Origin of the sequence: Paraburkholderia sp. Ac-20340, from assembly GCF_017104965.1 — a bacterium.
Lineage (GTDB): Bacteria > Pseudomonadota > Gammaproteobacteria > Burkholderiales > Burkholderiaceae > Paraburkholderia.
Genome location: NZ_JAAGPR010000001.1, coordinates 44,687 through 61,013, shown reverse-complemented (window position 1 = coordinate 61,013; position 16,327 = coordinate 44,687). Strand labels below are relative to the sequence as shown.

Sequence of the window (16,327 nt, the reverse complement as noted above, 5' to 3'; positions counted from 1 at the left end):
TATGTCGACTTCCGCGAGCCTTCGTGCTCAATGGATTGCGAGATTCGAATGACGGCTATATTCACCGAAGCAGACAGCAATGCCGACATGGTCGGACGACCGGTTCGGGTCGCACTCTCCCGGTCGGCTAACTCTGATGCCGCAACGATTCATGCGACGCGCGTCAGGCGGTGATTGGCCAGCTCCTCTCATTGCATGATGATAGTGCGCCGACACTCGAAAATGTCTTCTACTTTCGAATGCAGCCATTTGCGAAGCGCCTACGTACGACACCATTCGCAAGTGCGAATGCGAAAATCGATAAAATAAAAAAAGCACTATGGTCGAGCAGACTCTTCCGGGGAGACAGGTGTGATCGATACGCGCCAAGACGAGGTCCTTATGCCGCGCAGACACGTCAAGCTGCAGTCCGGGAGACACCGATCCCGGATCAGCACGCCGTGTAATGTGCGGGGTGCATTCAGCCTCAAGCGAACAAGCGATATTGACGGTAAGTCGCGCATTCTGAAGTTACTTGATCTGATGCCCCCGAAGGCACTGTTCCGCAACATAATCGCATATGGGTCACGCGACGTAGTCGCATATGGTCTGGACGATGTCATGATCCGGAAGTTTCAGCTAGACGAAAAATTTCGCCTGGCGGCAACTGCATTACTGGCACACGGTTCCAGCCTGTCGCTTGGCGAACGGACTCTCGAACTGACCATGGGCGGGTGCATACCCAAGGACTCACGCAAAGAACTCACAACTCAGATCGCTGAAACCGCGAGCCTCCTTGAGACGATCTTGGGCAGCAAGCTCAATGCGGAGAAGAGTTTGCGCTGCCTGCGTCGTCCCGGGGCATGGGCTTCCGTTCTCGCTGTCGTTGTGTTTCCCTTCTCCGCAGTTTTCACAAGAGAATCAATTAATCCGTTTTTGCTGGTTCCACCAGCGGTCGTCGGGTGGTTATTGTTGTCAGTGGCGGTGTTTTTTGTGTTACGCGCCCGCCTCAAAGATCACGCGCTCGCGGGAGCGGTCGCATCCGAAATGATTCCGCTGAGCGTGGTGAGTTCGCTGTTTCTCGGCTTCGTAGCCAGCACGTTCCTGAACAATTATGTGGGTGACATATTACTCACACCACAAACATTCCAGGTCGAAGGGGACGTACACATTTATCACGGGAAGGGAACGGGTTGTTCGCTTGGAATTGATCCGGCGCGTCCGCTGATTTTCAATGGCCACAACTTTCATTCCCTGCCAATGCCCTGCTCACTCGCAAATAACCAAAAGGATCGCAAAAGTGAGCATTTCACGGTAGAACTGAATCCCGGCCTGCTAGGTGCGCCATTCGTCAAGTCGCTTTCGCCAACCGATCAATCGGGCAGACCTTACCGCGATTGACCACTTACCGCAGCGATAGAATCCACCTTGACCGTCTGTTCGTGCGAACATCGGACATTCAGTTTTCGTAGATCCAACTCACTGCTTAGGTCGAACTCCGCCGGTCGCCCAACTCCGATGCCGCAACGGTTCATGCGAAGCGCATCGGGCGGTGGTCGGCCATGAGCGGCCATTCACGAGATTCGTCACAAAACGCTACTATTTAGACCACGGACATTGATCGATGTTATTCGGTTCAAAATCTGAGTTTGCCATCGAAGCCATGATCGAACCTGGTCTGGTCCCGCCTTCCGCCGTCTACGGGCGAATGCAAGTATGGTGCGCGAATACGTCGATAGGCGATTTTTCTAATCCTCGATGTTCTTTGTATCCGGCATATCTAGGATTCAAGCAGCTCGTGACGGCCCTTCCAGATCTTTGGCGAGGTGATCTGGACAATCTGAGCGACGAACAGTTAATCGATCGTCTTGATCGCTTACTGTACGGGGCTCAAGGCGATCGACTACTTGAAGATGACGTTCGAACCGTCTTCGAATGCGAGCGCGATTGGGAGAAATATGGCATTTTCAATTTCTTGACGAATTGGGGCGAGCAATTCGACCGGGAAGGTAAGGCTTTCATTTTCTGCCCACCGGCACACGCGGCGAAGATTGTTATTCTGCGACGTGGTTCCGACACCATTCTGCCCTTGCATGCAACAATACCCGCCGTCGCCGACGCTATCGATAAGTTCCTAAAATGGTTTGATGAGTCAGCAGCGCTGCTTGCCAACCCAAACCCTATCTAACCGCACACGTTGAACGGCCGCTTTGGGGAAAGTCGAAGGTCCCCCATGGCTCGCTCAGCGACGTTCGCCCGCCGTATCGGCGCGCTCGACGCCTCGACAATCGATGTACCATCACGACCACCGTGGCCGGAAAGAAAGTTCAAACGTAAATGAACCGTGCTTCTGAACGTGCAAAGTTAAGTGGCGCGCGGGTTCAATGCTAAATGACCATATCGCCCGCAAAGCCTTTTGCCGTCGACGTCGGCGGTTCAACGTTCAACGAATGCCGACATTAAACGCGCGCCGCGCCGCAGATTGAACGCACCGGCTCTCCCAGCTCTGTTCTCAACCTGCTAGCGTTCCGTCCACTCCGGGCTCAACCGCTGATCTTCGTCGTGCACATCCGTAGCAGCGCGATGTCGCGCAGCGAACCAGCGACGTATGCCACGATTCAATGGCTCTGCGTAGAAGCGCGCAATGGCCATACTCACGATCGCCGAACACAGCAGGTAGACCGCCAGCAATATCAGCTTTGATTCCGCCGTCGCCAAAGCTGGCACAAAGAACGTACGCAGCAAACCGAGCACGATTAGATGAAACAGATAAAGCTCGTAGCTCAATCTACCCAGCCACGAAAAGCCCAACCACCCTGCGCTTTTATCACGCGCGGTCAGCAGCAAAACCGCCGTACCTGACGCAATCGCCGTGACACCAAAAACGTTGCTCTGCGAAATGGGCCAGCCAAGATAAAGCCAGATCATGAGCACGATGACACCCCAACGCAAAGCACTTTGCGCTCGACCGCCCGACAAACGACGCCGGGCGAGCAACGCTGCGCAGCAGCCCGTTGCGATGCCGTCGAAGCACGCGAAATACGCGTACAGGAACTGCTCTTCCTCGCCTTGATGACCCAGCCGGTACAGCGGCCCGATAACGATAAACGCAGCCCAAACCGCGAACAACCACGCTTCACGCCGTAGCACGAGACAGAGAAGCGGGAACGAGAGATAAAACACTTCCTCGACAGATAGCGACCACAGCACGCCCAGCGCATAGTTGACCCAGCCGTGCGCGCCAATCAACACGTTCATCCAGAAGGTCAACGATGCGAGATTCACCAGCCAGAACGACAATACCGGCTCGCCCTGCTGCGCATGGTTCATAAAGATCGGAATACCCGCCCAGGCCAGCGAATTGACGACCACGAGCAAAAGGACGAGCGCTGGAGCAATGCGCGCTATCCGCAGCACATAGAACGCCCGGAGTTCGATATTGCGCAAGTCATTCCAGCGTTTAAGCGCATTCGTCGTAATCAGATAGCCCGAAATCACGAAGAACATCGTCACGCCATAGTTGCCGTTGCGCGCAACGGCCCGCACCGCATCCCAGCCGATCGCACGCGCCAGCGCGGTGTCATCCAACCGATACGCGATATTGAAGTGGTGAAATAGAACGAGCAGAATCGCAATACCGCGCATGATGTCGATCTGACCATTGCGGCCCCCGTACCCCGCCTGCCTAGTTTCCCCGCGTATCACGCCGCCGTCGCCCATTGCACGAATACCTTGCCTGCTTCGCGCAGTACCGCTTCGCGCGCGTCCATGCTCACACCGGGCGCGTCGTAATACGCGGCAATCAGCAAAGGCGCGCGGCCTGGCGGGCGCACCAGCGCGTAGTCGTTGGTTTCCGCTTCCACGCTTGTGCCGGGACGATCCGCCGCTTGCCAGTCCCCCGGCAAAACCGCGCGTAATCGATTGAGTCCCGGCTTGCAGGCCACCATCCATTGCTCCAGTTGCGCGCGCGAACCCGCGCTCAGCACCTCGCCCAGCAACACCGCCCGCGCCGAAGTGACGATCGCACGCGGCGTCGTGGTATCGAGCACGCCGTCGTTGTGGTTGGAGTGAGGTTCGTAACGATCCGAGCGCGTCACGTTGTCGCCGATATCGCGCAGGAATTGCGTGAGCGCAGGCGGCCCCCCGACGCTACGCATCAGCAAAATCGCCGCCGTGTTGTCGCTTTCTTCGATGATCGCCTGGCAGAGCGCGCGCACCGGCAAAGCGCCACGCGCCAGATTCGCTTTGGTAACCGGCGAGGTAAAAATCAGATCCTGCGCCGTGTAGTGCACGAGCCGATCCAGTTGCTCCTTGCCCGCATCGACGCGTGCCAGCACCTGCGCCGCCAGCATGCCCTTGAAAGTGCTGCACATCAGAAAGCGTTCGTCCGCGCGATGTTCGAGTACGCGGCCCGAGCCCGTATCGATCGCATGGACGCCAAGACGCCCGCCGTGGCGACGCTCGATATCGGCGAGAAGTGGGGCATTCGCGGCACGCGCCGCCGGCAGTAAAACCGCACCGGCAAGCGCGGATAAACCCAACATCAAGGTACGACGCACAGGCGAATGAGTCACAACGCAATCCCGGTCATGAATGGTTGACAGATAGAGAAATCGGCAAGCATGGTCACACGAAATCGCTACTCGTGAAAGGCGAAAGCCATTACGCATTGATTCAGGCCTACCCACCCGATATATACTTCCTCATCCCAAAAAACCGGCCAACCGTTCGCCCCGCATGAGCCTTTCCGTCAAGAGCGTGCGCTATTTCATCGCTGTCGCCGAAGCCGAATCGGTCACGGGCGCGACGCAAACGCTCAATATTTCGCAGTCGGTGATCACCGAAGCCATCAAGGGACTCGAAAGCGAACTGGGCGCGCAACTGTTCGTGCGCCACGCGCGCGGCATGGTGCTCACGCATGCGGGGCATCAGTTCCTGCGTCACGCGCATCAGATTCTGGCGGCCGTGCGCAACGCGCAGCAGGCGCTATCCGCGCGGCCCGATGCACGCACCGGCCGATTGAATGTGGGCGTCACGAGCCTGATGACGGGCTATTTCCTGCCCTATCTGCTCGATCACTACAAGCGCGTTTATCCGAAAGTCGAAGTGCAGGTGATCGAGGATCAGCGCGATTACATCGAGCATCTGCTGGTGAATGGCGAACTCGATGTCGCCGTGCTGATCGTCTCGAACGTGGAAAACAGCCAGGCGATCGAAACCGAATCGCTCATTCAAGCCGCCTGGCGTTTGTGGCTTCCCGCCAATCATGCGTTGCGCGGGCTCGGCAGCATCTCGCTTCAGGAGATCGCCAACGAAGGCATGATCATGCTGAAGGTGGACGAACTCGAAGACAACACCACGGCTTTCTGGCGCGCCGCCGGCTTGCGGCCGAATACGGTCATGCGCACGGCTTCCGTGGAGGCGGTGCGCAGTCTGGTCGCCACGGGCGCGGGTCTGTCAATCCTGCCGGACGTGCTGTATCGCCCATGGTCGCTCGACGGCGACCGGCTCGAAGTGCGCAAGATTCTGGGCGACATGCCCACGGTCGATATCGGCATCGCGTGGCGGCGCAGCCTTGCGCTGCCGGAGATGGTGCAGCACTTTCTGGTGGTCGCCCGCGAGTATTCGCGCACGCACAACAAGAATTCGATCTGAATTTCCGATACATGCGAAATTGCATTCGCAAATAACGAATACAGTTTATTCCGCTTACATCGCTGTTCGGGTTTCTACGGAGCGGCGCGACTTCCTCTCGTCTCCCGCGCTTTTCTGGCCATTCGCGCACGCATAGCATTCGGTTTTGCCGATAGCTCGTATCTGGGTTTCGGTCTGGCTGACAAAAAAACCTGCCTCCTAGAATAGCTCCGACCTTCAGCGCATCGCCTCAAACGCCGCCCGCCACGCCTGCGGAACGCCGTCAAAGAACACCACCTACGAGGACCCGGAGCATGTCGCACAACTCAAAACTGGCCGCCGCCATCGCCCTTGCCACCTTCGTCAACGCAGGGCTCGCCAGCGCGGCCGCGCCGTCCGAGCCGCTCAAGCAACTCGGCAAGCCCGAAGGCCAGGTCAATATCATCGCGTGGCCCGGCTATATCGAACGCGGCGACACCGACAAGAAATACGACTGGGTCACCGGCTTCGAAAAGGAAAGTGGTTGCAAGGTCAACGTGAAGACCGCCGCGACCTCCGACGAAATGGTCACGCTAATGAACCAGGGCGGCTACGACCTCGTGACGGCATCGGGCGATGCGAGCCTGCGCCTCGTCTACGGCAAGAAGGTGCAGCCGATCAACACGGCGCTGATTCCCGCATGGAGCACCATCGAGCCGCGCCTGCAGAACGCGCCGTGGCACACGGTCAACGGCGTGCATTACGGCGTGCCCTATCAGTGGGGCGCGAACTTCCTCGCCTATAACACGAAGATTTTCCCGAAGGCGCCCACTTCGTGGTCGGTGGTATTCGAGCAGCAGACGCTGCCCGACGGAAAGAGCAACAAGGGCCGCGTGCAGGCCTATAACGGCGCGATCTACGTGGCCGATGCCGCCGTCTATCTGATGCACAAGAATCCCGCGCTCGGCATCAAGGACCCGTATGAACTGAGCGAAGCGCAATACGCCGAAGTGCTCAAGGTGCTGCGCACGCAAAAGCCGCTCGTGCATCGCTACTGGCATGACGTGACCGTGCAGATGAACGACTTCAAGAACGAAGGTATCGCCGTATCGAGCGCGTGGGGCTATACGGTCAATTCGCTGCAGGGCGAGAAATTCCCGATCGCCGCGACGATTCCGCAGGAAGGCGCAACCGGCTGGGCCGACACGACCATGCTTCACGCCGACGCACCACATCCGGTGTGCGCCTACAAGTGGATGAACTGGTCGCTCAATCGCAAACTGCAGGCCGATCTGGCCGAGTGGTTCGGCTCGAATCCGGTGATCGCGGGCGGCTGCAACCAGAAGGCCGTGGGCGGTTCGAACTTCTGCGCGGCCAACGGCTATGACCGCTTCGACCAGATTCACTTCTGGAAAACGCCGGTCGCCAGCTGCGCACAAGGTCAATGCGTGCCGTACAGCCGCTGGACCCAGGACTTCATCTCGATCATGGGCGGACGATAGGAATCCATACTATCTGTCTCGCCGCCCATACTCACGCATCTCGCAGGAACCGCTATGAACAGCGCAGTCGAATTCTCGAAGGTCTCGCGCCACTATGACGGCGTGCGCGCCGTGGACGACGTCTCACTCGTGGTCGAGGACGGCGAATTCTTCTCGATGCTCGGGCCGTCCGGCTCGGGCAAGACCACCTGTCTGCGCCTCATTGCGGGCTTCGAGCAGCCCAGCGCGGGCCGCGTGGTGCTGCACGGCCGCGACGCCACCGGCCTGCCGCCGTATCAGCGCGACGTCAACACGGTGTTCCAGGACTACGCGCTGTTCCCGCATATGAATATCCGCGACAACGTGGCGTATGGGCTGCTGGTGAGCGGCGTGGACAAGCGCACGCGCCATCGCGAGGCGGAGGAAGCGCTCGATCTGGTCGCGCTGGGCGGTTATGGCGCGCGGCGCCCTGGCCAGCTTTCGGGCGGCCAGCGGCAGCGCGTGGCGCTGGCGCGCGCGCTGGTGCGGCGCCCGCGCATCCTGTTGCTCGACGAGCCTTTGGGCGCGCTCGACCTCAAGCTGCGCGAGCAGATGCAAACGGAGCTCAAGACGCTGCAACGCAAGCTCGGCGTCACCTTCGTCTATGTCACGCACGATCAGGGCGAAGCGCTGTCGATGTCGGATCGTGTGGCCGTGTTCAACCAGGGACGCATCGAACAGGTCGATACGCCGCGCAATCTCTACACGCGCCCGGCCACGCCCTTTGTTGCCGATTTCGTTGGGACATCTAACGTAATTGCGGATGCCGCTTCACTGCAACGCGTCGGCAGCGCTCAACCGTTTTCGATCCGGCCCGAGCATATTCGCTTTATCGATACGGCAAACACGGGCGCCGACGATGTGCGCCTGCCCGGCACACTCGTCGATATCCAGTATTACGGCGCGACGAGCCGCTACGAGGTGCGCTCCGAAGCCGGACAAATGCTGGCGGTCACCGTCGCCAATCAGGACGATGCGAGCAGCGCACTGCCACAGGTCGGCGCGCAGGTGACGCTCGCGTGGCCGCGCCATTCGATGGTCGCGCTGGAGCAACGGAGATGAGCATGGCGACGACGTCGAATTCCGCCGTACCACGCACGCCGATCGCGCGCGACGGTCTCGTGCGCCGTGTCTGCAGCTTCCTGCACCGCCACGCGAATCTCTATCTGCTGATGCTGCTGTTGCCGCCGCTGCTATGGTTCGGCGTGGTCTATCTGGGGTCGCTGTTCGCGCTGCTGCTGCAAAGCGTGTGGCGCTTCGACGACTTCACGATGGCCGTGAGCCCCGATTTCACGCTCGCGAACTATCTGGCGCTGATCCGCGACGCCGCGAATCTCGACGTCATTCTGCGCACCACGGCGATGGCCTGCTGCGTCACGCTGGCGAGCGCGCTGCTCGCCTTCCCCGTCGCGTATTACATGGCGCGCTACGCCAAGGGCTGGAAAAAAGGCCTGTTTTATGTGGCCGTGATGCTGCCGATGTGGGCGAGCTATATCGTCAAGGTCTATGCGTGGACCGTGATCCTCGCGCAAGGCGGCATACTGTACTGGCTGATCGACATGCTGCATCTGCGCGGCGCGCTCGATGCGCTGCTGCGCGTACCGGTGATTGGCGGCGATTCGCTGTCGACTTCGAATATCGGCCGCTTTCTGGTGTTCACCTATATCTGGCTGCCGTTCATGATCCTGCCGATCCAGGCCGCCATCGAACGCATTCCCGGCAACCTGCTGCAAGCCTCCGCCGATCTGGGTGCCCATCCGGGCCAGACCTTTCGCACCGTGGTGCTGCCGCTGGCGTTTCCGGGCATTGTCGCGGGTTCGATCTTCACGTTTTCGCTCACGCTCGGCGACTACATCATTCCGCAACTGGTCGGCCCGAGCGGGCTCTTTATCGGCACCATGGTCTATACGATGCAAGGCTCGATCGGCAACGTGCCGATGGCCGCCGCCTTCACCGTCGTGCCGATGCTGCTGATCGGCGTGTATCTCGTCATCGCCCGACGACTCGGAGCCTTCGATGCACTCTGACGCCCAACCCTCGCGCCTGTTGCGCTGCGCCGCCTGGGGCGGCCTCGCCTTCCTGCATCTGCCGATTCTGGTGGTCGCGCTCTACGCGTTCAACACCGAAACCAGCGCGTTCAGCTTCCCGCTCAAGGGCTTCACGCTGCACTGGTTCGCCGATGCCTTCGCCCGCGACGATATGCTCGACGCCGCGTGGCTCTCCGTGAAAGTGGCGGCGCTCGCCACGCTGCTGGCCGTGGTCCTCGGCACGGCGGCCGCTGGCGCGCTGTATCGGCGCAACTTCTTCGGCAAGGAAGCCATCACCTTCGCGCTGATCCTGCCGATTGCGCTGCCGGGCATCATCACCGGCATCGCGCTGCTTTCGGCGTTCAAGACCGCGAATCTCGACCTGGGCTTCTGGACCATTGCCGTCGGTCATGGCACCTTCTGCGTGGTGATGGTCTACAACAACGTGGTCGCGCGGATGCGCCGCATGCCCGCCAGCCTGATCGAAGCTTCCATGGACCTGGGCGCGGACGGCTGGCAGACCTTCCGCCATATCGTGCTGCCGCAGATCGCCACCGCTTTGCTGGCGGGCGCGATCCTCGCCTTCGCGCTGAGCTTCGACGAAATCATCGTCACGACGTTCACGGCCGGACAGGAACGCACGCTGCCGATCTGGCTGCTCAACCAGCTTTCGCGACCGCGCGACGTGCCCATTACCAACGTGGTCGCGCTGCTGGTGATGGCCGTCACGATGATTCCGATTTTTGGCACGTGGTACCTCACGCGCGACACCGAAAGCACGGCAGGCAGCAGCCGCTAAACCCTCAGGCACCCATAGCCCATCCAGTCACCACGAGAAATCACATGGAAAAATCGTTGCAAACCAGCCTTTTGATCGGCGGCGAATTCGTGCCGGGCCAGGGCAGCAAGGAAAACATCTACAACCCGTCGACGGGCGAAGTGATCTCGCTCGTAGCCGAAGCCTCGCTCGAACAGGTTCAGGCCGCCACGGCCGCCGCGAGCCATGCGTGGCCCAAATGGTCGCGTAGTACACCGAAGGATCGTGCGACGCTGCTGCTCAAACTCGCCGATGCCATCGAAGCGCGCGCCACCGAATTCGCGCGGCTCGAATCGCTGAATTGCGGCAAGCCCTACCTGGGCGCGCTCAACGACGAAATCCCCGCCGTCGCCGATGTATTCCGCTTCTTTGCAGGCGCATGCCGCACGCAGCACGGCCCGATCGCCGGCGAATACCTCGAAGGCCACACCAGCATGATCCGCCGCGATCCTGTTGGCGTGGTGGCGTCCATCGCGCCCTGGAACTATCCGCTGATGATGGCAGCGTGGAAGCTCGCGCCCGCCGTGGCCGCGGGCAACACGGTCGTGCTCAAGCCTTCGGAGCAGACGCCGCTCACCACGCTCAAGCTCGCGGAATTGATCGCGTCGATCTTTCCCGCAGGCGTCATCAACGTCGTGACGGGTCGCGGCGACACCGTGGGCGCGCCGCTCATCACGCAGCCGCAGGTGCGCATGATCTCGATCACCGGCGATGTCTCCACGGGCCAGCGCATTCTGGAAGCGGCGTCGCGAACGGTGAAACGCACGCATCTGGAACTGGGCGGCAAGGCGCCCGTGATCGTATTCGACGATGCCGATCTCGACGAGGTCGTCGCGGGCTTGCGCACGTTCGGCTTCTACAACGCGGGCCAGGATTGCACGGCCGCGTGCCGCGTCTACGCCGAAGGCAAGATCTACGACAAACTGGTGGCCGACCTGTCGAGCGCCGTCGGTTCGATCCGCTATGGCGAGCAGCATATGGAAGGCGTGGAAATGGGCCCGCTGATCTCCGAGCGCCAGCGCGGACGCGTCGCGAGTTTCGTCGAGCGCGCCGCCAGCCAGAAGCACATCGAAATCACCACGGGCGGCAAGATTGCCGATACGCGCGGTTTCTTCTACGAACCCACCGTCATTGCGGGCGCGCGTCAGGACGACGAAATCGTGCGCCGCGAAGTGTTCGGGCCGGTGGTTTCGGTGACGCGTTTCGAAGGCACGGAACAGGCCATCGACTGGGCCAACGATTCGGATTTCGGCCTCGCCAGTTCGGTCTGGACCCGCGACGTCAACAAGGCGTTCAAGGTGGCCGCCGAACTGCAATACGGCTGCACGTGGATCAATACGCACTTCACGCTGGTCAGCGAAATGCCGCACGGCGGCATGAAACGTTCGGGCTACGGCAAGGATATGTCGATGTTCGCGCTGGAGGAGTACACCTGCGCGCGGCATATCATGGCGCGCTTTTCGTAATCGCAACGCGCCGGGCGCTTGCCCGGCTTCGCCCTCCTGGATGTTGCGAAGCGTTATGCTTGCTGATCGCTCGAGTGAGCGTCGAGCCAGAATCAATCAAGGAGGGCAACCGGCATGGACAGCAAGGTGACCGTAGCAGGCGTAGTCGGCACGGGGTTGATGGGCGTGGGCATCGCGACGCAATGCGCGCTGCACGGGTTGCGTACGATCGTCCACGACGTCGATGCCGCGCGCCTCGCGAGCGTGAGCGCAAAAGCCGAAGCGGTCCTCGACGAACTGATCGACGCGGGCCGGATCGATGCGGATGCACGCGCGGCGGCGTTATCGCGTATCGAAACGAGCGCGCAACTCGACGTAATGGCGCAGGCGCAATTCGTATTCGAAGCCGTGCCCGAAGTGCTCGATCTCAAGCACGCGCTCTACGCGCAACTCGACGCCGTGCTCGCCCCCGATGCGATTTTCGCCAGCAACACCAGCGGCTTCGAACCCGATCTGCTCGCTCGCGCCTTGAGCGCGCCCGAGCGCTTTGTGATCGCGCATTTCTGGAATCCGCCGCATATGATTCCGCTCGTCGAAGTCGTGCCGGGCAGCGCCACCGCGCCCGACGTCACGGCGCGCACCGAGGCCTTGATGAGCGCCATCGGCATGGAGCCGGTGGTGCTCGCGAAAGCGATTCCGGGTTTCGTCGGCAACCGGCTGCAATTCGCGGTGCTGCGCGAGGCGCTCAATATCGTGCGCTCGGGCGCGGCGAGCCCGGAAGTGGTCGATCGCGTGATGAAGGCGTCGCTGGGGCGGCGTTGGGGTATCGTCGGGCCGTTCGAGGGCGCGGATATGGGCGGGCTCGATACGTTCGTCGATATTTCATCGCATCTGATGCCCGAACTCGCGAAGGACGAAGACGTGATCGATCTGCTGCGCGAGCAGGTGAACGCGGGACGCGTGGGCGTGCGCAGCGGCGCGGGCTTCTACGACTGGGACGACGCGCATCTCGCACGCGTGAAAGCCGCGCGGCGCAAGCTGATTGCAGGCGGCTAGGTGCGCTCGCGCAACTGGTTGTTATAGGCGCTGTCGAGCGCGATGCGTATGCGGAACATGCCGTCCGTCATGCGCGTGCGCCCCGGCTGCGCGGGCAGCAGGGTCAGCAGCCCTTTGACGATATAGAGCAACATCAGCGCGCCGAGCAGATCGCCGCCGAACATCATGCTGTAGCTCTCCAGCAGATTCGGCGTCGAACCGGCCAGCGCGAACCAGACGTGATGCAAGGTGGAATTCGTGAAGGCAACCGCGAAAGCCAGCACGAGCAGGCGCCGCGCCGAGAGATTCGCCAGCGACGCCTTGAGGCCATAGCGCTCCAGCGCCAGCCGGTAAACCGCATACGGTCCCACCGAACTGATCACCGCGCCAGCAATCGCGCGCGCCGGGTCGTGCGGAAAATAATGAAAAAAATCGACCAGCAGCGCGGAAATCAGCAGGCCGATCGCGCCATCGACGCCTAATAGCAGCGTGCTCAACAGGCGAATCCCCGTGGGCAGATAAATCCATTCGACGAAGCGCGGGAATCCGCTGTGCAGGAACAGCAATTCGTCGATCCAGAGCGTGAGCAGATAAACCGCGATCGTGCCCAGAATCGAACAGAGATGTAGACGCAGGCTGCTCATCGTGCTGTGTGAAAGCCTTTCATGAAGCGATGACGGATCGTGCTGGCGCACCGCTGCGATCATAGCTCACCCGGGATAAAAGAGAAGAAGCCGGCGCGAGGCCGGCTTCTCCGTGCTGCAACGGGCCTTGATTGGTTGTGGTTGATCGGCCCTTGTTCCCCTCGACTAACTGATGTTGCTGATATTGCTGGTTGCGTTGTTACTTGGGCAGGGCGCCCGTGACCGAACTCAGCAGGCTCGTGACCGGCGCGAGCGCGCTGCTCGATCCCGCGGCGTGCGTCGCCGTCGAGCCGATCGAGGCCACCAGGCCCGTCACCGGCGCGAGCGCGCCCGTGGCGCTGGAGCTGGCCGTGCCGCTCGTCTGTCCGGCCGTCGCCGTGCTCGCATTCGCCGCGCTGTTCGTGACGCTCACGCCCGCGCCGACTACGCCCGTCACCGCCGCCGTCACCGTGGTCGCCGATGCCAGCGTCGAGCCGAGTGCCCCCGTCGTCGCGCTAACCAGCGGCACGACCGGGTTGGTCTTCGCGATGCTGCCGAGCGTGCCCGTCAGCGTGCCAGCCGTGCCGGTGACCGTGCCGAGCGCACCGGTGATCGGCGTGATCGGGTTGGCGCTGGCAAGCGTGCTCGTCACCGTGTTGACGGTGCTGCTGAGCGGCGCGGTGGCGCTGGTGAGCGTGTTCACCGCCGATGTGACCGGGGTGAGCGGGTTGCTGCCGGCGGCGCTGCCGAGCGTGCTGGTGACCGTGTTGACGACGCTCGTGATCGGCGTGAGCGGCGTGCTGCCTGCTGCATTGGCGAGCGTGCTGGCTACCGTGTTCACTGCGCTCGTTACCGGCGCGAGCGGATCGCTGCTTGCTGCGTTTGCGAGCGTGCTCGTTACCGTGCTCACTGCGCTGGTTACCGGCGTCAGCGGGTCGCTGCTTGCTGCGTTTGCGAGCGTGCTGGTCACCGTGTTCACTGCGCTCGTTACCGGCGTCAGCGGATCGCTGCCTGCTGCGTTGGCGAGCGTGCTGGTCACCGTGTTCACTGCGCTTGTTACCGGCGTCAGCGGGTCGCTGCCTGCTGCGTTGGCAAGCGTGCTCGTTACCGTGTTCACTGCACTCGTCACTGGCGCGAGCGGGTCGCTGCCTGCTGCGCTCGATGCCGCTGAAGTCAGCGAGTTGAGCGTGCTGGCCAGCGTGCTCGATCCCGAATTCAGTGCATTGGCGACAATGCCCGTCGTCGAATCGACGGTATTCACGACATTCGCCGTCGTCGTACCGGACGCCGTGCTCAGCGCGCCCACTTCGGTGTTAACCGCGTTTGCAAGCGTGCTGGTCGTGGCGTTGACCGTGTTCGCGAGATTGCCCGTGGTGGCGTTCGCTGCGTTCGTGAGCGTGCTCGTCGCTGCATTGGCAACGTTCGTCACAGGCGCAAGCGGGTTGCCACTAGTCGCTCCAGACAGAGCGCTCGTTACGGTGTTCACTGCGTCGGTGACCGGAGCGAGCGGATCGCTGCTTGCTGCGTTAGCCAGCGTGCTGGTCACCGTGTTCACCGCGCTCGTCACAGGCGTCAGCGGGTCGCTGCTTGCGGCATTGGCGAGCGTGCTCGTGACCGTGTCGACTGCACTCGTTACAGGCGCGAGCGGGTCGCTACCTGCTGCGTTGGCCAGCGTGCTGGTCACGGTGTTCACTGCGCTCGTCACAGGCGCGAGCGGATCACTCCCGCCAGCACCCGACAACACACCGGTAACCGTGCTCACAGCGCCAGTCACAGGAGCAAGCGGATCGCTGTCCGATGCACCCGACAACGCACCGGTAACCGCGCTCACAGCGCCAGTCACCGGAGCGAGCGGGTCGCTGCCCGATGCACCCGACAACGCGCCAGTAATCGTGCTCACCGCACCGGTCACAGGCGCGAGCGGATCGCTACCGCCTACACCCGACAATGCGCCAGTAACCGCGCTCACCGCACCAGTCACCGGAGCAAGCGGATCGCTACTGCCAGCACCCGACAATGCGCCAGTAATCGTACTCAACGCGCCAGTCACAGGCGCAAGCGGGTCGCTGCCCGACGCTCCCGACAACGCACCGGTAACCGCGCTCACAGCGCCAGTCACCGGGGCAAGCGGATCGCTGCCCGACGCGCCCGACAGCGCACCAGTAACCGTACTCACAGCGCCAGTCACTGGAGCAAGCGGGTCGCTACCCGATGCACCCGACAACGCGCCAGTAATCGTACTCACAGCGCCAGTCACTGGAGCAAGCGGATCGCTGCCCGATGCACCAGACAACGCGCCAGTAATCGTACTCACAGCGCCAGTCACAGGAGCAAGCGGATCGCTACCGCCTGCACCCGACAACGCGCCAGTAATCGTATTCACCGCGCCAGTCACAGGAGCAAGCGGGTCGCTACTGCCAGCACCCGACAATGCTCCAGTAATCGTACTCACCGCGCCAGTCACAGGCGCGAGCGGGTCGCTACCCGATGCTCCCGACAATGCTCCAGTAATCGTACTCACCGCGCCAGTCACAGGAGCAAGCGGGTCGCTACCCGAAGCACCCGACAACGCGCCAGTAACCGTACTCACAGCGCCAGTCACAGGAGCAAGCGGATCACTCCCGCCAGCACCCGACAACGCCCCCGTAACCGTACTCACCGCGCCAGTAACAGGCGCCAGCGGATCACTCCCACCCGCGCCCTGCAACGCCCCCACCAACCCGCCGAGTTGCGCGAGCGGCTGACCGCCGTAATTCACCGCGAGCCCAGCCGCGCCGCCCACCGCCACGGTGACGTCGTTGCCCGTCGCCACGCCGACGATACCGCCGCCAATCACAATCGTTCCCGGCGTGGCGCCTGCTCCAGCCGCCGCCCCCACTGCCACGCCCCCCGGCGCCGTCGAATCCGCCCGTGCTGCACCGCTGGCCGCCGCGGCGAAAACTGCCGCGGTGCACAACGCCATCGTGGTGATTCGCGTCTTCACGTTGTTCCCCATCGCTAGTCTCTCTTTAGGTTGGTTATCGCAGCGGTCGGCTGCGGGACCACACACTGCAGAGACCATGCCAACGCGAGCAAACCGGCCACAACACGTAACGACGGCACATTCACGACATCAAAATCGATGCAGTCAATGCGAATTGATTAGACGTAACAGGGAAATCCACCGACGTTACGAAATTGCGTAACGTGACATGAGCGCCAACACGAGAGGGATAGGAGCGCAAAGAAAGTTGCGAGTGCAGCGAGACGGTCGATATCGCGGAAGCGA

General features: G+C 61.8%; 13 protein-coding genes. 9 read left to right on the top strand and 4 right to left on the bottom strand.

The genetic code is table 11. The features are described 5' to 3' along the window. Positions 1–351 precede the first annotated feature (351 nt). Both G3N59_RS00265 and G3N59_RS00260 read left to right on the top strand, forming a co-directional pair. Entirely contained in the window at positions 352–1,380 is a 1,029-nt protein-coding gene (locus G3N59_RS00265) for a hypothetical protein (protein WP_205980472.1), read from the top strand. Positions 1,381–1,603: 223 nt separating this feature from the next. After that, positions 1,604–2,167 carry a hypothetical protein gene (locus G3N59_RS00260; protein WP_205980471.1) on the top strand — a complete coding sequence of 188 codons (564 nt, stop codon included), beginning with the start codon at positions 1,604–1,606 and terminating at the stop codon, positions 2,165–2,167. A gap of 332 nt (positions 2,168–2,499) precedes the next feature. On the opposite strand, the gene G3N59_RS00255 is transcribed toward G3N59_RS00260, so the two are convergent. Beyond that, positions 2,500–3,699: an acyltransferase gene (locus G3N59_RS00255; protein ID WP_205980470.1), complete on the bottom strand. Its 1,200-nt coding sequence runs from the start codon at positions 3,697–3,699 to the stop codon at positions 2,500–2,502. Then, on the bottom strand, positions 3,681–4,553 hold the full coding sequence (gene bla, locus G3N59_RS00250; protein ID WP_205980469.1) for a class A beta-lactamase: 873 nt from the start codon (positions 4,551–4,553) through the stop codon (positions 3,681–3,683). The genes G3N59_RS00255 and bla overlap by 19 nt, the downstream gene beginning before the upstream one ends. 163 nt (positions 4,554–4,716) lie before the next feature. On the opposite strand from bla, the gene G3N59_RS00245 reads away from it, so the two are divergent. The 7 genes from G3N59_RS00245 (at position 4,717) to G3N59_RS00215 (ending at position 12,457) form a co-directional block, all read left to right on the top strand. Continuing rightward, complete coding sequence (locus G3N59_RS00245; protein ID WP_205980468.1) at positions 4,717–5,634, top strand: LysR family transcriptional regulator; 918 nt, start codon at positions 4,717–4,719, stop codon at positions 5,632–5,634. 293 nt (positions 5,635–5,927) lie between these two features. Continuing rightward, positions 5,928–7,094, top strand: coding sequence for an ABC transporter substrate-binding protein (locus G3N59_RS00240; protein WP_241023102.1), 1,167 nt, complete (start codon positions 5,928–5,930; stop codon positions 7,092–7,094). 54 nt (positions 7,095–7,148) lie between these two features. Continuing rightward, on the top strand, positions 7,149–8,174 hold the full coding sequence (locus G3N59_RS00235) for an ABC transporter ATP-binding protein (RefSeq protein WP_205980467.1): 1,026 nt from the start codon (positions 7,149–7,151) through the stop codon (positions 8,172–8,174). Positions 8,175–8,176: 2 nt separating this feature from the next. After that, the gene (locus tag G3N59_RS00230) at positions 8,177–9,139 is read left to right on the top strand and encodes an ABC transporter permease (protein WP_241023101.1); all 963 of its coding nucleotides are present in this window, start codon (positions 8,177–8,179) and stop codon (positions 9,137–9,139) included. Beyond that, positions 9,129–9,938, top strand: coding sequence for an ABC transporter permease (locus G3N59_RS00225; RefSeq protein WP_205980466.1), 810 nt, complete (start codon positions 9,129–9,131; stop codon positions 9,936–9,938). The genes G3N59_RS00230 and G3N59_RS00225 overlap by 11 nt, the downstream gene beginning before the upstream one ends. A 44-nt stretch (positions 9,939–9,982) precedes the next feature. After that, complete coding sequence (locus G3N59_RS00220; protein WP_241023100.1) at positions 9,983–11,422, top strand: gamma-aminobutyraldehyde dehydrogenase; 1,440 nt, start codon at positions 9,983–9,985, stop codon at positions 11,420–11,422. 114 nt (positions 11,423–11,536) lie between these two features. Beyond that, positions 11,537–12,457 carry a 3-hydroxyacyl-CoA dehydrogenase family protein gene (locus tag G3N59_RS00215; RefSeq protein ID WP_205980465.1) on the top strand — a complete coding sequence of 307 codons (921 nt, stop codon included), beginning with the start codon at positions 11,537–11,539 and terminating at the stop codon, positions 12,455–12,457. Here G3N59_RS00215 and G3N59_RS00210 read toward each other — a convergent pair. After that, positions 12,454–13,080: a hypothetical protein gene (locus tag G3N59_RS00210; RefSeq protein ID WP_205980464.1), complete on the bottom strand. Its 627-nt coding sequence runs from the start codon at positions 13,078–13,080 to the stop codon at positions 12,454–12,456. The genes G3N59_RS00215 and G3N59_RS00210 overlap by 4 nt on opposite strands. Before the next feature lie 199 nt (positions 13,081–13,279). After that, entirely contained in the window at positions 13,280–16,042 is a 2,763-nt protein-coding gene (locus tag G3N59_RS00205; protein WP_205980463.1) for a hypothetical protein, read from the bottom strand. Positions 16,043–16,327: the final 285 nt, after the last annotated feature.